The following is a 24,311-nucleotide window of genomic DNA, read 5'->3' as shown; positions in this document are numbered from 1 at the left end:
TTAGAATGAATAATTTGGTGATTCTTTTGTAATTTGAACATCATGTGGGTGACTTTCTGCTAGTCCAGCAGGTCCCATACGTGTAAACTGTGCTTCTTCTCTTAGTGCTTCTAAGTTTCTTGAACCAGTATAACCCATACCAGATCTTACGCCACCCATAAGTTGATAAATTGTATCTTGTAATGAACCTTTATAAGCAATACGGCCTTCAATACCTTCTGGAACGAATTTCTTAGGTGTTTTGTCCTCTTGGAAATAACGGTCATTTGAACCACTTTCCATAGCACCTAATGAACCCATGCCTCTGTATACTTTATATTGTCTACCTTGGAATACTTCTGTTGCGCCAGGGCTTTCTTCAGTACCAGCGAGTAAGCTTCCTAACATTACCGCATGTCCACCAGCAGCTAATGCTTTGATGATGTCACCAGAGAATTTAATACCGCCATCAGCAATAATTGATTTGCCTTGTCTACGTGCTTCTGTAGCACAATCATAGATAGCTGTAATTTGAGGTACACCAACACCTGCTACAACACGTGTTGTACAAATTGAACCTGGGCCAATACCTACTTTAACTACATCTGCACCTGCATCATATAACGCCTTTGTACCTGCAGTAGTAGCTACGTTACCAGCGATTAATGTTACTTGTGGGAATTGCTCTTTAATATGTGCAACTTGGTCTAATACGCCTTTAGAATGGCCATGCGCTGTGTCTATAACTAACGCATCTACACCAGCTTCAACTAATTTTTTAGCACGGATGTCTGTGTCTTTAGCAATACCAATTGCTGCACCAACTAATAATCTACCGTGTGCATCTTTAGCTGAATATGGGAATTCAAGTACTTTTTCAATATCTTTAATTGTGATTAAACCTTCTAAACGCCCTTCTTTTACTAGAGGTAGTTTTTCGATTTTATGTTTTTGTAATAATTTTTCAGCTTCGTCTAATGTTGTACCAACAGGTGCTGTAACAAGTCCATCTTTAGTCATCACATCAGAGATTTTAATTGAAAAATCTTCAATAAAACGTAAATCACGGTTTGTAATAATACCTACAAATTGTCTATCTTGTTTACTGTTAACAATTGGTACGCCTGAGATACGATATTTACCCATTAATGCTTCCGCTTCAAAAACACTTTCTTCAGGTGTTAAGAAAAATGGATTTGAAATAACACCATTTTCAGAGCGTTTTACTTTTTGAACTTCGTCTGCTTGATCTTCAATGTGCATGTTTTTATGGATTACACCAAGTCCACCTTGTCTAGCCATTGAAATCGCCATTTTCGATTCAGTTACTGTGTCCATACCCGCTGAAATCACAGGAATGTTCAATTTAACGCCTTCTGATAATTGAACACTTAAATCTACTTCTTTCGGTAAAACATCTGATTCTGCTGGTAACAATAACACATCGTCAAAAGTTAAAGATTCTTTTTCAAATTTATTTTCCCACATACTGGTACAGCCTCCTATTATTTGTTTTATAGTTATTATTTCATAACTTCCGTATTTTGTTGACTCTTTATACCATTAAAAAAGAAATTCAAAATAATTGCTGAAATCGCGCCAAGTACAATACCATTTTGAGTTAACCATGCAAACTGTTCACCTAATGCTTCAAATGCTTGAGGTACTGCACTTATACCCGTTCCTAGCCCAACTGATACAGCAATTACTAACAAATTGTTTTGATTCTTAAAATTAATATTACCTAATATACTAACACCATATGCCATAACCATGCCAAACATAGCTATCATGGCACCACCTAATACTGGAAGTGGGATCATATTCGCCAATGCACCTAATTTAGGAATACATCCGCAAATAATCAATAATATAACCATGCCATATATCACATTGTTCTTTTTAGCACCTGATAACGATACTAACCCAACATTTTGAGAATACGCTGTATATGGGAAGGCGTTAAAAATTGACCCTAATATAATCGCAATACCTTCTGCAGTATAGCCTTTACGGAAATCTTTACGTTCTAGTTTCTTACCTGTAATCTCACTTAATGCATGATACACACCTGTTGATTCTATCAAGCTGACTAATGCAACAATGAAAAATACAAGCGTCGCACCTAAGTCAAAGCTGAAAGTTGAAAACCTAAATGGTTGTGGTAACGCAAACCAATGCGCTGTTCCAACTTGCTTCACATCTACAATACCAAATATCGAAGCTAAAATCGTCCCTGCAACCAATCCTATTAAAATAGCAATAGATTTTAGAAAACCTGATGTAAATCGTTGAACTATCAAAATAATAATTAACGTCGTCGCACCAAGCATAATATTCGTAGCATCACCATAATCTTTTGCGTCTTCTCCGCCAGCTAAATAATTCATTGCAACTGGCATTAGGTTAATCCCTATTATCGTAACGACACTACCTGTTACAACAGGTGGGAATAACTTCACTAAATGCGAAAAGAATGGCGCAATAACAACAACTAAGATACCTGATAAAAATAGTGAACCATATAAGTCACCAATACCTTTTGTCTGACCAATCAAAATCATCGGTGCTACTGCAGTGAATGTACACCCCAATACAATAGGTAATCCTGTACCAGTACCTTTCCAAACTTGTAAAAATGTAGCTACACCACACATAAAAATATCTACTGTAACTAAGAATGCAATTTCTTCTGGAGAGAAGTCTAAACTTGTTCCAACGATAATAGGAACTAGGATGGCTCCTGCATACATTGCCAATAAATGTTGTAAGCTTAAGAAAAAGGTCTTCATGCTTCGTCCCCTAGAAACGTTACTTTGTTTCCACTTAAAGAAGCAACTTTACATAGTGATGAAACTGTAAGACCTGCTTGTTCTAATCGCTCTCTTCCGGGTTGGAAGCTTTTCTCTACTACAATGCCAACACCGACCGTAGTTGCATGCGCTTTTTCTACAATTTCGTTTAAACCAAGTGATGCATCGCCGTTCGCTAAAAAGTCATCTATGATTAATACGCGATCATGCTCACCTAAAAATTCATTTGAAACAATGACCGTACTTGTCGTGTTTTTTGTGAATGAATGGATATCTGCTTGATATACATCTTTCTTTAACGTACTCGGCATTGCTTTTTTCGCAAATAGACACGGTACATCAAAGTGCATTGCAGCCATGATAGCTGGTGCAATACCTGAAGCCTCTATTGTTAATATTTTAGTAATACCTTCGTCCTTAAACTGCTCATAAAACGTTTGTCCTACATCGTACATTAACCTTGCATCGATTTGATGATTTAAAAATCCGTCCACTTTCAAAATCTTCTCATCAATAACGACACCATCTGCTTCTACTTTCTGTTTCAACAAATCCACTCGAAAAAACCTCCTCATTTTGTGTACAAAAAAAGTCCTAAACTAACTTAGTTTCAGGATCTATGAGTGAACTTGCAATACGAGAAGAAGCCCTTCTTCAACTTATAACTCATGTTGCCCAAGTTGGTTGTTTCACATTCATTTCCCAAATTATATGTAAAAAGGTTAGATTTGTGACAACAGTAGCGATAAGTGTTCTAAAACGTGTACGTCTTCTTACGATTTAAAACATATGAATTCGAATTACTTATGTATTGTATTGGTTACCCATAGTCATATCGTTAATGGCGACATGGTAGAAACTTCTAAAGCCTTATCCTTTAGATTATATGAGTTAGATAAATTATTAACTGATGATAGCAAATTTTAGCTTTATTTTCAATACACATATTACAAGTAAGCGCTTCACAACGACCTTTTTATTACTTTTTTCTCGAATTTGTAAACGTTTTCTATGGCGATAAAATGATGTTTGTCAGAGTTATCATTCCGTTATATAATAAAGTTGTATTCGTTTTATCTATATGTGAACTGGGTAAATACTTAATAATCATTAAAACAATGGCTGGAGGGATTTTACATGACAGATTTTACAATTGTACAAAATGAAGAAGAATTATTACAAAAAGTTAAAGAAAAAGTTTCTGAAGGATACGATGAATCAGAGCTATCCGTTTTATCTAGAACAAAACTCCATATTGATGAATTACATAATTCCGAAGTGAGTTTAATAGCAACAAGCGGATCATTTAGTGATAAAGTCGCTAAGATTATGACTGGTGAAGACGGTGAAGAAGTTGTCTTATCTCACTATGATATTACAGATGATGAAAAAGAACATTATAAAAAGGAAATACTAAACGATAAATACATTATCGTAGCTGCGAGAGATACCTCTTCACATGAAGAAGTAGAAAAAACAAATGCTGCTTATGAAGATGAATCAGTTGTTGGGCATCATTATGCCGAAGAATCAAACGGCCCAAAATCGTAAAGATGCACTTACTATAATCATTTTGAGTCTGAAACATAATTGCATTTATTAATTTAGAGACTGCACAGTAGTTGACTAGATATTTAGTCAACTTAGTGGGGGCGGGAATACGAAATCAAAATTTGATTTCTGTCCCGCTCTTTTTCAATTACATAATAAGTATTAACAAGATTTAGATTATGTGTTAATAAATTACAAATATAACTATTATGTTATAATGAACGCAATAATTTTGGGGGTGAGTCTATGGAATTTAAAGCCGTAACATCAATTGATGATCCATTGTTCAAATCAGCTTTAAAGATATATGACGAAAAGTTTGATATCGGGTTAACAGAGGACGAACAAATATTTAAACAATCGTTAAAAAACGAACGTACTAAACATGATTATTTATTTTTAGTAGGTATCGAGTCAGAAAAACCAGTGAGTTTAGCTACTGCTCACTATGAAGCAACGACGAACTCAGCTTTTTTAATTTATTTAATAGCCCTCGATCAACCGAACCATGATGAATTAATCAATTTAACACTAAAACGTATGGAAAAAGAAATTAATAAATTATCTAATCAACTCCATGCTCATGATGTTAACTTCATCATGTTGGAAGTGCCAAAAGAACCTGAAGAAGCGTCTGAAGACGAAATAACTATTATGGATAACAGACGTCAGTTTTTATTCGAAAATGGTTTCGAAAGACAATATGACATCGATTATTTAGCACCCAGTCTGAAAGGTTTTTCTGAAGGACGACCTATGGATTTATTTATTAAATCTAATATCGAATTAACTAAAGATATTTATGGACCAAGTATTAAATCAAATTATATATTAAAGTATGTATTTGCTAACAGAATATCTAGAAGTGTTATTTATCCTTTACTCACGGAAATGGATTTGCGCAAATGATAGCAGGCACTACTTGAAATCACTGTTAAAACAGTTTAGACTAACATAGAGGTAAGACTGACGTTTCACTAACCGAAGACAAACGTCCGTATACATAAATCGCTTATATGAAAGGACTTATTACTATGTTAACTAAAGAATTTGCACTACGTGTAGAGCTAAGTGAAAAACAAGTCCGTAAAATCGTTCAACATTTAGAAGAACGCGGGTACCAACTTAGCAAAACCGAATACCGTGGCCGTGAAGCTACAGATTTCAAAGAAGAAGATATTGAGCTTTTCCAAGAAATTGCCGAAAAAGTTAAGCAAACCAATAGCTATGATTTAGCTTTCGAGGAATTAGAAAAAGAAAAAGACTTCCTACAAGTACTTGTTAAAGACAATGACAGTAATCTACCTACTGACCAAAATGTTTCTAAACTTGTGGATGACTTACGTTCTGAAATCCAAAAAATGCGTGACGAACGTCAAATGCTTGGCCAAATGATTAACCAAGTACACCAGCAACAACACGAATTACATGAAATGCAAAATCAAATCACATCAAAATTAGATGCTAACACGGAATCATTAAAAGCTATCCAAACATCAACGGATGAAATTAAGACAACTCAAAGTGTGATTCAAGATTCTCAAAAAGAACAATCAGAACTTGTGAAATCTAACGTTGAGACAGACAATATTACTGCTTCTACGGGTACAACTGCTGGTAAAGGTGATAATTTGACTGATAATACTACTGAACAAGCTTCATCTGCTACTGCACATCCAGCTAAAGACAGTAAAGTAAGTACGGAAAACACTTCAAACTCAGTTCAAGTCGAAGATAGCGAGATTACACAAGTTGGTGCTCAACCATCTACTGTAGCTAAACCAACAACTGATGATAGCAAAGTTGCTTCAACTTCTTCTACAAGTCAGACAGGTAAAGAAACTGACACAACGGGTGCTGCAACTACTGCATCATCAGAAGAAAAAGATACAACTTCAGTTGATCAAGCTAAAGATGATTCTATCCAAAAAACACCAGACAATGATCATGCTACAGACCTAGCATCGTCTAGTGAGCAAGAAGCATCTTCAGAGCAAACGCACGCTTATGAATCCCCACTTGCTAAAGAAGAACCAAAAGATGAACGCAAAGGATTTTTTGCTCGTTTATTCAATCTATAAAGAAAATCTAATTTATTTTAACCATCCCAACAATCAAGGGATGGTTTTTTTATATAATTATCCAGTATATCAATCTTCTCTCCTCACCCCTTTCTTCACCCACAAAAACATCTTCATAGCAGTGTCTCACTGCATTTCATTATTGTCAGAATATAAAGTCATTTTCATTTTCAAATTTTCTTGCAAAATAGACTTGAATATTATTAACTTTTCTAATATCCTTAGTATGCTTATCGGAATTAAAAAATTAAATTATGAAAGTGTAGGTCCTGCTTTATGTTATTAACAATTCTTAACATCGTCATTTTTGTGGCCTTCCTCATCGGATTATATGTAATGGCTAAACGACACGTATCATTTCCAAAACGTGTTTTCAGTGCTTTAGGCGTAGGTATCATTTATGGTATTTTCATTCATCTAATTTATGGTGTGGATTCTACGATTACTAAACAAACAACAGACTGGTTTAGTATTGTCGGAGATGGCTATATCTCATTATTACAAATGATAGTAATGCCCTTAATCTTTATTTCAATCGTTTCAGCTTTCACTAAAATTCAAATTGGAGAAAAATTTGCTAAAATAGGCATTTATATTTTCATGTTCTTAATCGGTACAGTAGCTATCGCAGCTATCGTTGGTATTGTCTCTGCCCTTGTTTTTGGCTTAGATGCTTCATCTATCGATTTAGGAAGTGCTGAAAGTTCAAGAGGTGGCGAACTCGCAAGTCAGGCTAAAGACATGACTGCCAATACATTGCCACAGCAAATCTTAGAGTTACTACCAAGTAATCCATTCTTAGATTTCACAGGTCAACGTACAACTTCTACTATTGCAGTCGTTATATTTGCTGCATTTATTGGTTTTGCATTCTTACGTGTAATGCGTAAACAACCTGAAAGTGGAAATATCTTAAAACGTGGTATCGATGCATTGTATAACCTAGTAATGGCGATTGTAACGTTCGTATTACGCTTAACACCTTATGGTATTTTAGCGATTATGACATCAACGATTGCCACAAGTGACTTCGGTGCTATATGGACATTAGGTAAATTTGTGCTCGCATCTTATGCAGCCCTTATCGTAATGTATATCATTCACTTACTTATTGTTACAGGATTAGGTTTAAACCCTGTTACTTTTGTTAAGAAAACGGGTGAAGTATTACTCTTCGCCTTTACGTCTCGTTCAAGTGCAGGTTCATTGCCACTTAACGTACAAACTCAAAAAAATCGTTTAGGTGTACCAGACGGTATCGCTAATTTCTCCGCCTCATTTGGTTTATCTATCGGACAAAATGGTTGTGCGGGTATTTATCCAGCTATGTTAGCTGTCATGGTGGCACCTGCTGCCGGTGTGGAAGTTAACTTACAATTTATATTGGCAGTTATCGGCGTTGTCATTATTAGTTCATTTGGTGTAGCTGGTGTTGGTGGTGGCGCAACGTTTGCTTCAATCATCGTATTGTCTACACTGAACTTACCTGTAGCACTTGCAGGTGTGTTAATTTCTGTAGAACCCTTAATTGATATGGGTCGTACTGCATTGAACGTCAATGACTCTTTACTTGCAGGTACAGGTACAGCTAAACTGACAGACAACTTAGATAAAGACGCATATAACTCAGAAGAATATGGTGAAATTACTGGCTAATCAGCCTTTAACCAGAACTATCCCTGCTCATTAATAGTTCTAACTATAATTAAAATTAAATATGTAAAAAACCTTCCCAAACCGTGTGATTTCACGTTGTTTAGGAAGGTTTTTATTTTATCTAGTATTCTGGTTTGAATGGCCCCCAAGTGATTCTTTCTTTACCATCTAGTGGAATTGCATCAATTTCTTTCGACACATCATCAAACCATTTTAAAAAAGCGGGATCTTTTTCCAAATATGCTTCGACACTTTCTTGAGTAACATCATGTAAATACCAAGCTTTACTTTCAAATTCATATTGAATTTGAGCATATGCTAACCTAACTTTGTCTACACTATCGTATAAACAATTCACTTGTTTCACTAAATTCGGTGCTTGAGAAACGATACTACCTGAAATAACCTTTTTATGTGTTTCATTATCCAAGTCATTCCACATTCTGAGTTGACCATCCATTTGAAAAAACAAATCGATTGTCGAATCTTTCTCATCAAAGGTGATTAAAATAAATATGCGCTCAGCTGTATGATCTACTGAATTGATTGCTGTGACAAGTACTTTTTGCGCCATTTTCGCCCAATACTTTTGCGCTTCTTCCGGGGTTAGTTTGCTCTCAGATGAATAAATATATTGATTATTTATGTCACGTCCATCAATCTCATCCGGTTTTTTTCTAAAAAATCTATTAAACATGCTCAACTTAACCAACCCCTTCCTTAATGTAATGAGTTTGTGAAAATGAAACACTTTAGCTATCTTGCTATACTATTATTTTCTAATAAAACCTGCTCTATTCAATTGATCTAACATATCTAATCTTTGTTTTGCGCTCATAAAATTCGCAATTTGATTAGACCATGTTTCACTACGTTCACCGTTTGTACGCGATTTGTAATAATCACTTACGGTTTGATCATATCTTTGTAATGCTTCTTTTTGCTCGTCCTTATCGCTATTATATCTATCACGATGAAAAACATGTTCAAACGGTAAACGCGGTTTCGGGCTACCATCTTCCTCATCTTCAGGTATACCAAGTGCCATACCAAATAGAGGGAAAGTATGCTCGGGTAGGTCTAATACTTCTTTAACTCGTTCAACATCATTTCTTAATGAGCCTAGATAAACAATTCCATAGCCCATATCCTCTGCTGTAGCAGCGATATTTTGTGCTACTAACGTTGCATCTATTGTACCAACAAGCAAGCCTTCCGCAGATTCAAATGATGTCTCCATTTGATGCTTGGAATCTTCATTCACTATTGAGTGTCTATAATAATCCATTACAAAAACAAACAAATAGCCATTTTCTACGACATAAGCCTGCCCAGATACTTCTTTTAAATCTTCTTTTATCTCAGGATCTTCTATACCTATAATGGAATAAGTTTGTAAATAACTAGAAGTCGAAGCGCTTTGCCCTGCCTCAACAAGTTGTTTAATATGCTCTTCTGGAATAGGTTCTTTCTTAAAATTTCTTACTGAATGGTGTTTTTTCAATAAGTTGTACACGTGATCAGACATGCTATCGCTCCTCTTTATGAAATATATCCATATCTTACCAAAAGCATATTTTGATTGCTTATATTATGTTTACCCATTTTTCACCTTTCTTAAAAGATTTGAAAGTAATTAAGTTTATGGTTAGTATAATAGTAACAATATTCTGAAAAAGGAGTGCTAATATTTCATGACACAAGCCAATACAACTGTCGCAGATGCATTGTTTGAAGCCTTTAAACAGCACGAACCCATAGATTTTGTTAGTCACACGTACAATATCAGTGAACGAGAAGCATACCAAACACAGGATTTACTTATCGATAAACTTAAAGACGTTGATCAATCCAATATCGCCGGCTATAAAGTAAGTATGACAAGTGCAGCAACACAAAGTATCGCTAATACTGATGAGCCAGCTTATGGCACAATACTTTCTTCTAAAATTGTAGAAAGCAATGGCTCTGTATCACTTTCAAGTCTATTTTCACCTTTAATTGAACCAGAAATTATGTTTATTCTAACGAAAGATTTATCTTCTAATCCAACAAATGAAGAAGTCCTATCTAGCGTTAAAGTTGCACCAGGTATTGAAATACCCGATGCACGCTACAAAAATTGGTTTCCTAATTTTACTTTAGGTGATTTATTAGCAGACAACACTGCGACAGGATTAATTGTTGTTGGTGAAACAATTGAGCCTCTGTCATATGAAGATTTTGCAAACATCCATATGAAACTATCGTATAACGGAATAGTAGAACATGAAGGCGATTCTACAGAAGTACTTGGCAACCCAATCGAGTCTGTTAAATGGCTTGCACAAAAACTCGCAACGCACGATAAAAAATTACACAAAGGTCATATCATTTCTTCAGGTACCTTTATATCGCCTATTCCAGTAGAACTAGGATCTTATAAAGTGGAATATAGCAATGTAGGACAAGTGGATGTCACATTTGTGGACTAGACTCCCCTTTCACTCATGTCACAGAATGTAGACAAACCAAGTGCTATAAAGGCATTTGGTTTTTTTATAGTATTTTTCTTTAAAAATGGTAGTGCTTGGGTCGACTCCTACAGAAAATGCAGTAGCCGAAGCCCACAGTCTAAGTCTGTACCAAGGAAAACGTGCACAAAAACTGCCAACAAAGTCGGAGTCTTGTCGACAATCTCTCACATATAATCTTCTCACTATGCATACTATAATTTATAAATCATTTAAAATAATTCATTTAACTCATAGATATGTTTCTCTTTATCGTAACGTGGAAAACACTAACTGTACGTAAAGATAGGGGGTATTTTAATGAGCAATAAAAAGAAAGATCAATTAAATGAAGTAGAAAAAAGCAATGACGATAAAGCAATGACGACTAATAATGGTGTCAAAGTAAGTGAAGATGAAAACACGCTAACTGTTGGTGAACGTGGTCCTAGCTTATTAGAAGATTTCCATTTCAGAGAAAAAATCATGCACTTCGATCATGAACGAATCCCAGAACGTGTTGTACATGCCCGTGGCTTTGGTGCACATGGAGAATTTCAAGTTTATGAAGATTTATCGAAATATACTTCAGCCGACTTTTTAACTCACCCCGAGAAAACAACGCCACTATTCGTTAGATTTTCCACAGTTCAAGGTTCTAAAGGCTCTCCTGATACAGTTAGAGACGTCCGTGGCTTTGCGACAAAATTTTATACAGATGAAGGTATTTTCGATCTAGTAGGTAACGATATACCAGTGTTTTTCATACAAGACGCAATCAAATTCCCAGATTTAATTCACGCAGTTAAACCTGAACCACATAACGAAATGCCTCAAGGTGGTACTGCACATGATACATTTTGGGATTTCTTTGCTCAAAACCCAGAATCTACACATACCGCTGTATGGGCTATGAGTGATCGCGGGATACCTAAAGATTTCAGACAAGTCGAAGGTTTCGGCGTGCATACGTTCCGCCTTGTTAATAGCGAGGGACAGTCTTATTTTGTTAAATTCCATTGGAAACCACTTCAAGGGCTAGAGTCTCTCGTATGGGATGAAGCACAAATTCTACATGGTAAAGACGTTGACTTTCATCGTAAAGACCTTTACGAATCTATCGAAAAAGGCGATTATCCTGAATGGGAATTAGGCCTACAAATTATTCGTCCCGAACAAGAATTTGACTTTGATTTTGATATTTTAGACCCGACAAAAATTTGGCCTGAAGATGACGTTCCAGTACAAAGAGTTGGTAAAATGACGTTAAACCAAAATGTTACGAATGTGTTTGATGAAACAGAACAAGCTGCATTCCATCCAGGTCATATTGTGCCAGGTATCGACTTTTCTAACGACCCATTATTACAAGGACGTTTATTCTCTTATACAGATACACAAATCACGAGATTAGGTGGTCCAAACTTTAATCAAATTCCAATTAACCGTCCTGTGAATGAAGTACACAACAACCAAAGAGAAGGTATGCACCAAACAAGTGTAAACAAGGGACAAGTTGCGTATCATAAAAATGCACTGAATAATAATGACCCTCATACAACGCCAAAAGAAGAAGGTGGTTATGAGCACTATCAAGAAAAAGTTGAAGGCCGCAAGATTCAAAAACGCAGTGAAAGTTTCAAAGATTATTATAGCCAAGCCAAACTTTATTTAAACAGTCTGACTCAGCCTGAATTTGATCATACCGTAGATGGCTTTTCATTTGAAATCGGTATGTGTAAATCGGTTATGGTTAAACAAAATGCTGTTAACCAATTGAACAAGGTTGACCGCACATTAGCCGAACGTGTAGCTAAAAATGTAGGTGTGGAAGTGCCCGCAGAAAATGAAGAAGTCCAATCAGACGCAAAAGATAGTAAACTAACAATGGAAAAATTCGACATCCCATTAGCTGGACATTCTGTAGCTGTTGCAGTAAATGGCGATATTAGTGCTGACACACTAAAATCATACGCTAAAACGTTCACTGAACATAAATTAAACTACGCATTTGTGGGACAACATCCTAAAGATATCTCAGAAGACTACGGTATCACTGAAACATTTGATACTGCTCATCCAACTTTATTTGATAGCTTAATTGTACTTTCAGATGGTAGCGACATACTTCCACCTGTCGAGGAGTTTGCAGAACTCACTTATAAACACAATAAACCATTAATTGTTAGCCAAACAGCTGCGACAAATTTAGCAGATGCCAAATTGAATTTAGCAGCACCTGGTGTTTTCGTATCGGATGATCCTAATACAATTGTGCAAGCTTTTGATAGAGCAAGATACTGGGATAGATAAAAAATTCAAAATTATTATTAACTGACTAAGTTATAACTTAGTCAGTTTTTTATTATAATAGAATGAAATGGGTATTATTACATTAAAGAGGTTGTTCATAAATCCCTGTGAACATAAATCAATCTTATACATATTTAATTTTCAAAAACTGATAATGATGATAAACACGCGATTGCAACCTGTCGTTGCGACAGACAATAACATTAAGTTCGTGACGCTGAACATGTAATAGATTAACTTTAAACAAAGGATGTGGTTGATATGGAAATTGGTAAAAAGATTAAAGAGCAAAGAGAACAAAAAAATTGGTCTCAAGATGATTTAGCCGAAATACTTAACATTTCACGCCAAAGTATTTCAAAATGGGAATTAAATAAAGTCTATCCGAGCATTGATATGTTAATTAAAATGAGCGATCTATTCGACATCTCATTAGATGAACTCATTAAAGAAGACAAGCAACTTAAACATACAATTATTGAAACATATCAGCAACCTGTTTCAGATGATAAAGAGAAACCTGCTATGAATGGTTGGGAATTCCTAGCAGGTTACTGGTGGTTGTTCTTTCCTGTTGCTGCAATGATTTGGTGGATAACACAATCATTCATGTAATTAAGTGCTAAAACCTTCTTTAGTAACTTTATACTTCTAAAAAATACGAGACCTATTTCAAACTGTAAATAGGTCTTTTTTTCATAAAAATCTCACACATTATCACTATAGCTTGTTATACTGTTTTATAAATACACTATAGGAGTATTATTTATGGTTAAACACATAGAATTATTTGTAAAAGATAATAGATTAGTTGAACTTCAAAATGATTTAGCTACTATTGTCACAGAAGATGAGTTTCAAAATTCGATTATAGAACTCAATCAAGATACGAGTGGATTCAAGACATACACGCTTAAAGCACCACTACCAGAGCGACTATCAGTAAAAGAAATCATTAAATTTTGGTGTAAGTGGTACGATTCAAAATTATCCTTAGATACAGTCCTTTATGAATGTAAGTTATTCTCCTTCAACCACAAGAAAATTAAAAAGCTCACAACATCTGAACTTAAACTCGTCCATTTAGCAAAATTATTCCTTGTACCTGAAACGAAATTTATTATTAAAGAACCTTTACAAAATGTCTCTATTGAAACAAAACACACCGTACTCAACTTACTCAATGAACTCAGCAAGTACAATTCAATTATTACATTAACAAATCACACAGAGGAAGCATTACTTATCAGCAACAATTGTTATCGCCTTACTGAAAAAACATTTAAACCTATAGAAATATCACAATATGAACCCAATCATCAGCAAGATATAAGCGACAGCAACCAATTAGAGCGTCAACAAATCAAACGTTTAACAGTTAAAACTAATGAAAAAACGTTATTTTTAGATCCTATCGACATTGATTACTTAGAAGGTCAAGATGGCAAAGTGGTTATACATGTAGGTAATGAACAATATACCCATGATACGACTTTACAATCTATTGAAACGATTATTGTTCCTTACGGTTTTTATAGATGTCATCGTTCTTATATCGTAAACTTACAAAAAGTCAGTGAAATTATTTCTTGGTCTAAAAACAACTATTCGATACGACTCAATAATACTAAGGAAATGCTAATCCCTTTATCTAGGCAGAAAGCAAAAGAAATAGAACGATTTTTCAATATTAATGAGTAACCATTCAACACTTATACGTTACATTTCACCTTCTTTTGAACGTCAGATTCGCGTGAACACGCTATGCTGAAGTTAATTCAAAAGGAGGTAATTTAATGGAACACATAATTGAAATGAATCATGTAACAAAGTCATTTAAAAACAAAATAGCAATTAAAGATATGAATTTCACTGTGAAAAAAGGGGAGATTTTTGGTTTCCTTGGTCCTAGTGGCTCTGGCAAGACGACAACAATTAAAATGTTAACTGGAACATACGATCCGTCTAAAGGTAGTCTAAATGTTCTTGGACACAATGGTTCTGAAATAGGCACGAGCAACTTTATGTCAAAAATTGGTATCCTTACAGATCACAGCACTGCTTATGAACGCCAAAGCATTTGGGATAACTTAAAGTTATTCGCAAAACTTAACAAACTACCATTACAAAAAATTGATGAAGCTTTAGAATTTGTTGGTCTAACACAGGATAAAAAATCATTATTTAAAAACTTGTCTGCTGGTATGAAGCAACGTGTACTACTTGCTAAAGCAATCTTACATCAACCTGAACTATTATTTTTAGATGAACCAACAGCATCTTTAGACCCTATGACAATTCAACATGTGCATAAAGGCCTTAAAGCATTAAACGAACGTGGCACAACGATATTTTTAACAACACATAATATGGAAGAAGCAAACGCCTTATGCGATCGCGTGGCTTTTATAGAGTCAGGTGTACTCAAAGAACTTGATACACCAGAGAACTTTCGCTTTAATCATGCAAATCATACAATTAAGGTCATTCATAATAATAATCGAGAAAAAACCTTACCCATGACTACCGAATCTGCACAGTATATTACAGATATGCTCGAAGCAAATGATTTAAAATACATTTCATCTGATTTACCTACGCTTGGCGATGTTTTCTTGAAAATCACTGGAAAGGAGCTTGTTTAGTATGAATATTACACGCTTGTCAGCACTGTTAGAGAAAGACTTTAAAGAATCTATACGAAATCCTTCCATTATTTTCATGCCGTTAATGATCATATTAATCAGTATATTTTACAGTATCATTCCAACTACAAATACAGTTCAAAGCGCACCGACTGTAATGCAGTTCATCATAATTAACATGGCATTTGTTTTTGTTGCTACATCACCTCTTATCACAATGATCTCTGAAGAAAATGAAAAAGGTACATTGAAAGGCTTAGTAGAGTCGCCAGCATCTAATATTGAAATATTGTTTTCTAAAGTCATCATCACGTTTATAATCACAATCATTACGACTATCATAAGCTTAATGATTGTGAACAGTAACGTGAATTTCGATTTTCAAACTTATTTAGGACTTGCAGTCATGCTATGCTTTTACCTTGTCCTTGGTTTAGTCTTTGGTTTGTTGTCTAATACTGTTGGTACTGCCACAACATTAATGATGGTGCCCTTCATTCTCTTCGGCATGACACCAATATTTAATACCTTAGAGGGTGTTATAAAATTAGGCTTTTTCGACAAAGTACTGGAAATATTACCTTTTGGCTTAATTTTAGAATTAGAAATCAATAATGCTAGCTTGAGCCTACTATATCTTCTGATTTGGTTTATTCTTATTATGGTTTCGTTGTTCATTACTTATAAGTATAAATTCCGTAAACGCTAGTCGTTCACAAAATTGTAAAAAATGCTCTGAAAAGCTGTGTAATTCATGTTTTTAAGCCAATTTAATAAATAACAAGCCTTTCTTCTCAGTTTCATATGTTTAGTTGAGAATTGAAAGGCTATTTAATATGTAGAAAGATTATATCAACTATGTAAACGCTCTCTTTTACGTGCATGTTTTCACTTGTCACTAATGGTTCAAAAGCACACACAGAGCGTTATTTTACACTTTTATATATAGCCTTTCATCGTTGACGAGAATATATGAGCGTGCAATAATAGTACGTGAAAGATTAGAATCATTACAATTAACAAACTATAATAATCTACTTAACTAATATTCTAATCAAAATTAGTTAATCAATCAGGAGGATGTTTTTTTATGTCTTTAATTAACAAAGAAATTTTACCATTCACAGCTAACGCTTATGATCCAAAGCAAGATGAGTTTTTCGAAGTTTCAGATGAAAACTTAAAAGGTTCATGGAGTGTTGTTTGCTTCTATCCAGCAGACTTCTCATTCGTATGTCCAACTGAATTAGAAGATTTACAAGGACAATATGATAAATTACAAGAATTAGGCGTAAACGTGTACTCAGTATCAACTGATACGCATTTCGTACACAAAGCTTGGCATGACCATTCAGAAGCCATTAACAAAATCCAATACACTATGATTGGTGACCCTTCTCAAACAATCACTCGTAGTTTTGATGTATTAGATGAAGAATTAGGTTTAGCTCAACGTGGTACTTTCATCGTAGACCCTGACGGTATTGTACAAGCAGCTGAAGTGAATGCTGACGGTATCGGCCGTGACGCAAGTACATTGGTACACAAAATCAAAGCAGCACAATATGTACGTCAACACCCAGGCGAAGTTTGCCCAGCTAAATGGGAAGAAGGTTCAGAAACATTACAACCTGGTCTTGACTTAGTAGGTAAAATCTAAGGAGGCATTGATTTAAATGCTTAATGATCAGCTAAAATCACAATTACAACAATTACTTCAATTAATGGAAGGTGACGTTGTACTAAGTGCAAGTTTTGGTACAGATGAAAAGTCTAAAGAATTAAAAGAATTATTAGACGAAGTAGCAGAGATGTCATCTCGCATTACTATAGAAGAAGTTGACCTTAAACGTACACCAAGCTTTTCTATTAATAGACCTGGTGAAGAAACAGGTATTACATTCGCTGGTTTACCAATGGGTCATGAGTTCAACTCTCTTGTTCTCGCTTTATTACAAGTAAGCGGTCGTGCACCAAAAGAAGAACAAGCAGTTATAGATCAAATCAAAGCTTTAGACCGTCCGTTACATTTTGAGACTTTTATTAGTCTAACTTGTCAAAAATGTCCCGACGTTGTTCAAGCTTTAAACTTAATGAGTTTGGTAAATCCAAATATCACACATTCTATGGTAGACGGATCTATCTTTAGAGAAGAGTCTGAAGACATTATGGCCGTTCCTGCAATTTTCCTAGATGGAGAAGAATTTGGTAACGGACGTATGACAGTTCAAGATATATTAGCAAACTTAGGCAGTCAAGCAGACCCAGCTGAATTTAACGACAAAGATCCATATGATGTACTAATTGTCGGAGGTGGACCTGCAAGTGGTAGTGCAGCAATTTATACTGCACGTAAAGGTTTACGTACAGGTATTGTTGCGGATCGCATCGGGGGTCAGGTCAACGATACCGCTACTATCGAAAACTTTGTCACTGTTAAAGAAACAGATGGACCAAAATTTACTTCAGCACTCGAAGATCATATTAAACAATACAATATTGATGTAATGACTGGTATTCGTGCCAGTGATATTGAAAAAACAGACGATGGTATCATTGTCACTTTAGATAATGGTGCACAATTAACAAGTAAAACTGTTATTATTTCAACAGGTGCGCGTTGGCGCAAGCTAGAAGTGCCTGGTGAGGAAGAATTAATCAATAAAGGCGTTGCATTCTGCCCACATTGTGATGGTCCATTATTTGAAAATAAAAATGTTGCTGTTGTAGGCGGCGGTAATTCTGGAGTCGAAGCTGCAATCGATCTTGCAGGTATCGTTAAACACGTAACGTTACTTGAACGTAACGCTACGCTGAAAGCAGACAACGTATTACAAGAACGTTTGGCTTCTTTGCCAAACGTAACTATAATTAAAAATGCTCAAACAACAGAAGTTTTAGGTGACAGTGCAGTAACTGGTATTAAATATCAGGATAAATCACTTGGCGAAGATCATACTTTAGAACTCGAAGGTATCTTTGTTCAAATTGGTTTATTACCAAACACTGAATGGCTTGATAATTATGTTGAATTAAACCAAGCTAAAGAAATAGTAATTGATCGTAAGAATGCTACAAGCATCCCTGGTATTTTTGCTGCTGGTGATGTTACCGATGATCGTAACAAACAAATTATTATTTCTATGGGTGCTGGTGCAAATGCAGCATTAAACGCTTTTGATTATATCATCAGACATTAATCGCACCCCTTTCATTTAACAATAAAGATTAAGGAGAACCCTTATGCGGTTCTTCTCTTAACATTGACAAACCACTTGCAAAAGCAAGTGGTTTGTTTTTTTATAGTTTTTTCCTTGAAACAGTTCTTATTTATTATCTAATAATGGATTATATTATTTGAACACTAGCAGTGATTTGGGCAAACTTATGCGGGAGAATCACTAGTCGAAGCATACAGGATTAGGCTGTGTTCCCGCGGAAAAAGTGCACACAAACTCCCAACAAAATCGCATACGCTTAACAAAATCTATATGTGCTTCTCTTTTTATTTGTATACTTTTCTCTTTTAAATCTGAGTTTAACCCTTATATGCTTATTCTTGTATCTATGCGATTAATTATTTAAATTAGCTAACATTTTATAATGAAAATCTAATGAATTTTTAAATTTATATAGCAATTATCCTCTTACACCATTCATTTGTTCAATAGATTGTGCGTTTATTATTTAATTCATCATACAAATAGATAGCACTACATGATACGCTTAAGTTATAATTTTCTAAGAACGTATGTAAACATACAATGGGACTGTTAAAATAGAACGACTTATTATTAAAGGAGCAATATTATTTATGAAGAAAAGTATACTTTTATCGTTAGTTTTGGTGCTAGCTGTCATACTCGCAGCATGTTCAAATGGTAATACAGAAGATGATGAACAAGAGGAACATAATGAACGCAATGCACCAAAAAATGTGAGCAAATTGGCTGAGAAAGATATCTTCCATTCAGATAAAAAGGGTGAAGATATTAGTGAAGATGAAATGAATAAAGCGATTAAAAAATATTTAGATGTTAACTCACTTATTATTGATAATAAATACCTCATGCAATATAAGTTAGACAAACAAATAGGTACAGATACAAAAATCACTGATGCACAAGAAAAACGTTTATCAGATTTATCGAATAATGCAATTAAAAATGACCTTCATTTTAAAAATTTCGTAGAAGATAACAACATGCCAAGCGGTTATAAAGATAATCTCGATGAAATTATCGCTTATTTTACATCCCTAAACACTACAATTAAAAACGTTGATAAAGAAATTGAAGAAATAGATTACCAACCTGACAATGACCTCAACGTTGTTGACGTTCCTGCTAAAGTTGCCGGAAATGTAAATCATAAAAAGCAAAAATCAATTAAGAAATTCCTTGATGAAAAAGGAATTGAAAGTGACGCAGTAGATAAATAGATGACAAATGGGAGTAGGACAATGAAATCTAATTTTTCCAACAAGATTTCGTCGTATAATTCTATCCCGGCAAAGCTGACTATATAATGAATGAGGCTAAGACATGTATTAACGCCCTAGCCTCATTTGTGTCAAAAGATTGTTGTTTTAGCGTCATGCTTTTCATTTATGTTTCACAATTTTAGCCAAGGTTACAAAATGATGACATGTCACCTTTCCATGATGGCAAAGGCGTTGAGCCTATTTTCTACTCATACATTGATACACTCTGACTTATTCTCGTAAAAAACCTTACATGATTGTAAGGTTTTTTAATATGATTATCCTGTTTTTCTCAAAGCTTAATTTGTTAAGCTATATACAAGTTAAGAAATACGTTATTAGAAGCACAGCCACTCATTAATAAATTTAAGGAGGCCACACTGTTATGATATTAACTATTTTAATAGGTGCCATGGCTGCTATTTTCATAGCTTTTAATCTCTTTGAGAAGAAAGAAAAATATGGCGTCGTTTCTTTTAGAACAATTGCGCTAAGTGTAACTTACGTCATACTGGCTGTTATTGTCGGAAGCTTTTTAGACAATATCAATACATTATTCCAAGGATTTCATGATAGCTTAACAGCAGCTAAAAAATATTAAACCTGAACCGGCAACGTCGCAGTTCAGGTTTTTTGTTTGTCTTACATTTCAAGTTCATAGGGTACACAATTTTCTATTTTTCTATCAATTACAGTTTCTTTCGTTTCATAGCGTAAGTAAACAAGAAAACATCTGATTACGACCTGATGCGCAACAATTGCGATAGACTCTAAAGACGGATCAAGTTCTTGGTCAAAAAATTGTTCAACACGCTGTAATACATCCGAATAGCTTTCTCCTTCAGGGGCTTTTTGTGTGAAACTATGACGAAAAGCAAGCAAATTTTCATCATTAAAATAAGCATGATATTCAGGATTTTGTTCAATTGCATCTATCATTTTACCTTCAAAGATGCCTAAAGAACGCTCTCTTAATAAAGGGGTCACACTCGCTGGAATGTGCTTATCAAATATCGCATTATATGTTTGTCTCGTGCGAGTCAAATCAGATATATACACGTGTTCAATATTCTTTTTTTCAAAATAGCTTTGCAGTAATTGAGCAGAATATACACCACTTTCTGTTAAAGGTACATCTAATTGACCACAAAAGTATTTTTTTCCTTGTTTTTTATCGTAATTTGACTGCGATTCTCCATGACGAACTAAATAAATTTTCATAGTGATTACCTCTTCTCTATTTATAATCCAATATTTCATTATTCTTTTAACGAAGCTCATATCTTACAATACTGTTAGATGAAGCAATATGTCTATATTTCAATGATTATTCTTGTTATTATCCAATTGAGGTGATACAAATGAGCGAAAAAATGTTACATCATGACACACAAAGTGGGCGTGTATTAGCAGCAGTCAGTTATTTCAGTATATTCTTTGCACCAATTATATTACCTATTATCCTTTGGATTTTTGCTGATAAACCCGCTTCAACGCATGCAGCAAAATCATTAGTCTATCATATTATAACGTATATTGGACCAATACTATTAGTTTTAAGCGTAGCGTTTGGAACTACAATAATTGATCAACAGAATACTACAATTGCAATCATAGCGATTGTGGTGGCCATCCTTTTATTAGTGGTAACCATTTGGTACACAATCAAAAATATATATCGTGGTATCAAGATATTGATTTCTGAAGATGCTTATTTCCGTCCATAAAGCATTGCAATTTTTTAGAAAATCTATTTAGAATATGATTGAGGCTGAGACAATTTTTTGTGTCCCAGCCTCCTTCTTTCATTATACTTTTAAGTTGAATCAACTGCTTTTACTAAATAATAAACTAATAGATAAACCAATGAGGATGGCACCTACTGCATAATCAAACACCGCTTTTATTTTTCTGTTTCCAAAAAGTAATTTAATATATTGGAATATGTATACACAAAAAATAAACCAGATAAGAATCACCGTTGTTACTACTGCCGATAATATTGCAATTTGAGATGACACACCTTCGCCAGCAGTTATAAACTGCGGTAAAATACTTATGTAATAAAGTAATGCTTTAGGGTTTAATATTGTGCTGATAAAACCTTGGCGATAAGAACTTAAATAACTAATCTGTTGTGTCTGCATTTGAGATGTTGAAAAATTCATGCTTTGACGTGCACAGATGATACTTTTAATGCCTAAATAAATCAGATAACACGCGCCTAAAATTTTAATCATCAGAAAGACATAATACATATTTGCCAAGATAAATATAATGCCAAATACTGCTAATAAAGAATAGATAACGTGTGCTGACGTAATACCTAACGCAGCCATCGCGCCATTACCTTTACCTGAAGTAATTGAATTTTTCATTACTACAAAAAAATCTGGACCAGGAACAATAATAATCATTAATGTAATCGTAATAAATGCTGCAAGACCTTCCATCACATGCACCTCCATCTTAACTACATGGTATCAATTACACTATGTCACCGCAATATACCTAGTCCATATTTCTTTTGGCAAACTGATTAGCAAAACCTTTTATCACTTCCACGTTAACTCAATAATTTTAAACCAACCGTACTAGCTAATATGACTGCAATACAAATTATTCTTTTGATATCGGTAGACTCTTTATAAAAAACCATACCCAATATCGCTCCGCCCACTGCACCAATACCTGTCCAAACCGCATACGCTGTACTCATAGGTAATTGAGTCATTGCCGTAGATAAAGCTAAGAAACTCAAACTAAAGAAGCCTATCAATCCCATGACAGCGGATTTTTTCCGTGTATGCGTATAAGCATTTAAAAAAGTAATACCTAACATTTCAAAAATACCTGCAATGATTAATAATATCCAAGCCATTATGCTTCTCCCCCTTTATCTGGTGTGACTAATTTCAAACAAATCACACCTAAAAGTAATGTTAAAATTAAAATGATTTTTCCAAAATTAACTTCCTGACCGAAGAAAGCAAAATCAAATAGAGTAACACCTGTTGTTCCTAGACCAACAAATACTGCATAAGATGTACCCACTGGTAACATTTTGGATGCATCTATAAGCAAATAAAAACTTAAAAATATAGCTATAATTGTTAACATCCATTCGAGACCTGTCGTTGCATGTGTTAACCCTACGACCCAACCAACTTCAAAGATTGATGCGATAATAATTTTTATCCAATTCATTTATATTCCCCCTGTTAAAATAAAAAAAGCCCGAGAGATAGTCATCACTACTATCTCCCAGGCTTTTATCCTTCCGTGTCACATTTAACATGTGGCTTCCTCTCGGACCAGGCCAACATTAAGTGTTGCGGAACCCTAGAAAGCTTTTATTTAATTCTCTGTATCATATCAATTTATCTTATAGACATCAAGCATAGCATTTTATTTTCACTCAATTTAAAATCATTATCATTTAAAAACGCTTACAAGAAACGCCTCGGTGTCTTTTTACATTTTTATTTTAAAAAGTTTTAATTATTTAAGTCATTCCCCTCTACATTTTATAGTATTTCATGTATACTGAATATCAGATTAGAACAATTATAATCTGAATGATTAATCAATGAAATGAATTCTCAATTAAAACAATCCGATTATTGGATTGAAATATAAAAAAAGTGAGGGATGACTATGCAATTATTAAATTACAAAATGCACAATGATGAACTCATCGCTACAGTGTTATCCGACAAGAAGCAAGTATTCAAATACACATTTGATGTAAACACGCCGGAATACGAAATTTTAGACGTACTTGAAGAAATTAACGAATATGTAGACAATGGTCACCATCCATTAGGTTGTTCATTACTAAAAAATTACACATATGCGGATGTGAGCCACAATAGTTTATAATATTAATCACATACCAAAAAGATGAGTATACTGTTAACTTTAAAACAGCGTACTCATCTTTTATTTTTGCTTATATATGCTTCAAGAAAAACACTACCTATAATTGAACTGTGCATGGTATATTGAGTTAGTTCACATCATTTACCGGGTAAATACATAATAAAGATATTCAAACGTGATAAATATAGTTTAGGGGGGACGCAATATGTTCTATGGTTCAATATTACTCATAATCCTTGGTATTGTACTACTCGTTTTAAATAAACGCCTTTCAAAAAAAGGTGATACAAGTAAAAAACAAAGTTTGGTCAGTTTCGGTGTGATGTCATTGGTTTTTGGCCTCTTTGGTCTAATAGGTGTTATTATTATGGCAATGACCTAATTTACATGAAAAAAAGAGATAGATTCCCTATAAG

26 protein-coding genes and 2 riboswitches are annotated in these 24,311 nt (G+C 34.4%); of the genes, 17 read left to right on the top strand and 9 right to left on the bottom strand.

The features are described 5' to 3' along the window. The 3 genes from guaB to xpt are packed head-to-tail and all read right to left on the bottom strand — an operon-like array spanning window position 1 to window position 3,349. A complete protein-coding gene (gene guaB / locus AST02_RS06675) occupies window positions 1-1,467 on the bottom strand; it encodes an IMP dehydrogenase (RefSeq protein ID WP_069816697.1) in 1,467 nt (488 codons plus the stop codon). Between the two features lie 35 nt (window positions 1,468-1,502). Further along, a complete protein-coding gene (gene pbuX / locus AST02_RS06670) occupies window positions 1,503-2,771 on the bottom strand; it encodes a xanthine permease PbuX (RefSeq protein ID WP_069816695.1) in 1,269 nt (422 codons plus the stop codon). Further along, the gene (gene xpt, locus AST02_RS06665; protein ID WP_069816693.1) at window positions 2,768-3,349 is read right to left on the bottom strand and encodes a xanthine phosphoribosyltransferase; all 582 of its coding nucleotides are present in this window, start codon (window positions 3,347-3,349) and stop codon (window positions 2,768-2,770) included. The genes pbuX and xpt overlap by 4 nt, the downstream gene beginning before the upstream one ends. A gap of 250 nt (window positions 3,350-3,599) precedes the next feature. Then, window positions 3,600-3,702: riboswitch (purine riboswitch) on the bottom strand. A gap of 227 nt (window positions 3,703-3,929) precedes the next feature. Here xpt and AST02_RS06660 point away from each other — a divergent pair. From AST02_RS06660 to AST02_RS06645, 4 genes are all read left to right on the top strand, one after another. After that, window positions 3,930-4,343, top strand: a complete 414-nt coding sequence (locus AST02_RS06660; protein ID WP_069816691.1) for a general stress protein — start codon at window positions 3,930-3,932, stop codon at window positions 4,341-4,343. Between the two features lie 246 nt (window positions 4,344-4,589). Further along, on the top strand, window positions 4,590-5,252 hold the full coding sequence (locus tag AST02_RS06655) for a hypothetical protein (RefSeq protein ID WP_069816690.1): 663 nt from the start codon (window positions 4,590-4,592) through the stop codon (window positions 5,250-5,252). 125 nt (window positions 5,253-5,377) lie between these two features. Beyond that, complete coding sequence (locus AST02_RS06650; protein ID WP_069816688.1) at window positions 5,378-6,424, top strand: hypothetical protein; 1,047 nt, start codon at window positions 5,378-5,380, stop codon at window positions 6,422-6,424. Between the two features lie 276 nt (window positions 6,425-6,700). Continuing rightward, the gene (locus tag AST02_RS06645) at window positions 6,701-8,080 is read left to right on the top strand and encodes an L-cystine transporter (protein WP_069816686.1); all 1,380 of its coding nucleotides are present in this window, start codon (window positions 6,701-6,703) and stop codon (window positions 8,078-8,080) included. A gap of 121 nt (window positions 8,081-8,201) precedes the next feature. Here the strand turns inward: AST02_RS06645 and AST02_RS06640 are convergent, their stop codons facing one another. After that, the gene (locus AST02_RS06640; protein WP_069816782.1) at window positions 8,202-8,777 is read right to left on the bottom strand and encodes a hypothetical protein; all 576 of its coding nucleotides are present in this window, start codon (window positions 8,775-8,777) and stop codon (window positions 8,202-8,204) included. Window positions 8,778-8,852: 75 nt separating this feature from the next. Then, the gene (gene nfsA / locus AST02_RS06635) at window positions 8,853-9,608 is read right to left on the bottom strand and encodes an oxygen-insensitive NADPH nitroreductase (RefSeq protein WP_069816684.1); all 756 of its coding nucleotides are present in this window, start codon (window positions 9,606-9,608) and stop codon (window positions 8,853-8,855) included. 166 nt (window positions 9,609-9,774) lie between these two features. Between nfsA and AST02_RS06630 the strand changes: the two genes are divergently transcribed. The 10 genes from AST02_RS06630 (at window position 9,775) to AST02_RS06585 (ending at window position 20,614) form a co-directional block, all read left to right on the top strand. Continuing rightward, window positions 9,775-10,554, top strand: coding sequence for a 2-keto-4-pentenoate hydratase (locus tag AST02_RS06630; RefSeq protein WP_069816683.1), 780 nt, complete (start codon window positions 9,775-9,777; stop codon window positions 10,552-10,554). Between the two features lie 339 nt (window positions 10,555-10,893). Beyond that, on the top strand, window positions 10,894-12,885 hold the full coding sequence (locus tag AST02_RS06625; RefSeq protein WP_069816681.1) for a catalase: 1,992 nt from the start codon (window positions 10,894-10,896) through the stop codon (window positions 12,883-12,885). Window positions 12,886-13,146: 261 nt separating this feature from the next. Then, complete coding sequence (locus AST02_RS06620; RefSeq protein ID WP_069816679.1) at window positions 13,147-13,500, top strand: helix-turn-helix domain-containing protein; 354 nt, start codon at window positions 13,147-13,149, stop codon at window positions 13,498-13,500. Window positions 13,501-13,653: 153 nt separating this feature from the next. Next, window positions 13,654-14,586, top strand: a complete 933-nt coding sequence (locus tag AST02_RS06615; RefSeq protein ID WP_069816677.1) for a LytTR family transcriptional regulator DNA-binding domain-containing protein — start codon at window positions 13,654-13,656, stop codon at window positions 14,584-14,586. 95 nt (window positions 14,587-14,681) lie between these two features. Then, window positions 14,682-15,530, top strand: coding sequence for an ABC transporter ATP-binding protein (locus tag AST02_RS06610; protein ID WP_069816675.1), 849 nt, complete (start codon window positions 14,682-14,684; stop codon window positions 15,528-15,530). A 1-nt stretch (window position 15,531) separates the two neighbouring features. After that, window positions 15,532-16,239 (top strand): ABC transporter permease, encoded by a 708-nt coding sequence (locus AST02_RS06605; RefSeq protein WP_069816673.1) that lies wholly within the window; start codon window positions 15,532-15,534, stop codon window positions 16,237-16,239. A gap of 381 nt (window positions 16,240-16,620) precedes the next feature. Then, window positions 16,621-17,190 (top strand): alkyl hydroperoxide reductase subunit C, encoded by a 570-nt coding sequence (gene ahpC / locus AST02_RS06600; protein WP_069816672.1) that lies wholly within the window; start codon window positions 16,621-16,623, stop codon window positions 17,188-17,190. A gap of 16 nt (window positions 17,191-17,206) precedes the next feature. Continuing rightward, window positions 17,207-18,730, top strand: a complete 1,524-nt coding sequence (ahpF, locus tag AST02_RS06595) for an alkyl hydroperoxide reductase subunit F (RefSeq protein ID WP_069816670.1) — start codon at window positions 17,207-17,209, stop codon at window positions 18,728-18,730. Between the two features lie 614 nt (window positions 18,731-19,344). After that, entirely contained in the window at window positions 19,345-19,971 is a 627-nt protein-coding gene (locus AST02_RS06590) for an NDxxF motif lipoprotein (RefSeq protein WP_069816668.1), read from the top strand. A 427-nt stretch (window positions 19,972-20,398) separates the two neighbouring features. Next, entirely contained in the window at window positions 20,399-20,614 is a 216-nt protein-coding gene (locus AST02_RS06585) for a hypothetical protein (protein ID WP_002511986.1), read from the top strand. Between the two features lie 41 nt (window positions 20,615-20,655). On the opposite strand, the gene AST02_RS06580 is transcribed toward AST02_RS06585, so the two are convergent. Next, entirely contained in the window at window positions 20,656-21,234 is a 579-nt protein-coding gene (locus AST02_RS06580; RefSeq protein WP_069816666.1) for a histidine phosphatase family protein, read from the bottom strand. A gap of 140 nt (window positions 21,235-21,374) precedes the next feature. Between AST02_RS06580 and AST02_RS06575 the strand changes: the two genes are divergently transcribed. Continuing rightward, entirely contained in the window at window positions 21,375-21,740 is a 366-nt protein-coding gene (locus AST02_RS06575; RefSeq protein WP_069816664.1) for a DUF4870 domain-containing protein, read from the top strand. Between the two features lie 99 nt (window positions 21,741-21,839). Here the strand turns inward: AST02_RS06575 and AST02_RS06570 are convergent, their stop codons facing one another. From AST02_RS06570 to AST02_RS06560, 3 genes are all read right to left on the bottom strand, one after another. Further along, window positions 21,840-22,466, bottom strand: a complete 627-nt coding sequence (locus AST02_RS06570; RefSeq protein ID WP_069816662.1) for a LysE family translocator — start codon at window positions 22,464-22,466, stop codon at window positions 21,840-21,842. 113 nt (window positions 22,467-22,579) lie between these two features. Further along, window positions 22,580-22,894 (bottom strand): DMT family transporter, encoded by a 315-nt coding sequence (locus AST02_RS06565; protein ID WP_069816660.1) that lies wholly within the window; start codon window positions 22,892-22,894, stop codon window positions 22,580-22,582. Then, window positions 22,894-23,220 carry a DMT family transporter gene (locus tag AST02_RS06560; protein ID WP_069816658.1) on the bottom strand — a complete coding sequence of 109 codons (327 nt, stop codon included), beginning with the start codon at window positions 23,218-23,220 and terminating at the stop codon, window positions 22,894-22,896. Before AST02_RS06560 ends, AST02_RS06565 begins: the two co-directional genes overlap by 1 nt. A 52-nt stretch (window positions 23,221-23,272) precedes the next feature. Next, window positions 23,273-23,370, bottom strand: a riboswitch (guanidine-I (ykkC/yxkD leader). 300 nt (window positions 23,371-23,670) lie between these two features. On the opposite strand from AST02_RS06560, the gene AST02_RS06555 reads away from it, so the two are divergent. Both AST02_RS06555 and AST02_RS14330 read left to right on the top strand, forming a co-directional pair. Beyond that, window positions 23,671-23,895 (top strand): hypothetical protein, encoded by a 225-nt coding sequence (locus AST02_RS06555; RefSeq protein WP_069816656.1) that lies wholly within the window; start codon window positions 23,671-23,673, stop codon window positions 23,893-23,895. A 205-nt stretch (window positions 23,896-24,100) separates the two neighbouring features. Next, complete coding sequence (locus AST02_RS14330) at window positions 24,101-24,277, top strand: hypothetical protein (RefSeq protein WP_176722975.1); 177 nt, start codon at window positions 24,101-24,103, stop codon at window positions 24,275-24,277. Window positions 24,278-24,311: the final 34 nt, after the last annotated feature.

The organism is Staphylococcus equorum (genome assembly GCF_001747895.1).
In the GTDB taxonomy this organism is placed as follows: Bacteria; Bacillota; Bacilli; order Staphylococcales; family Staphylococcaceae; genus Staphylococcus; species Staphylococcus equorum_A.
This window is presented reverse-complemented; position numbering and strand designations above follow the sequence as displayed.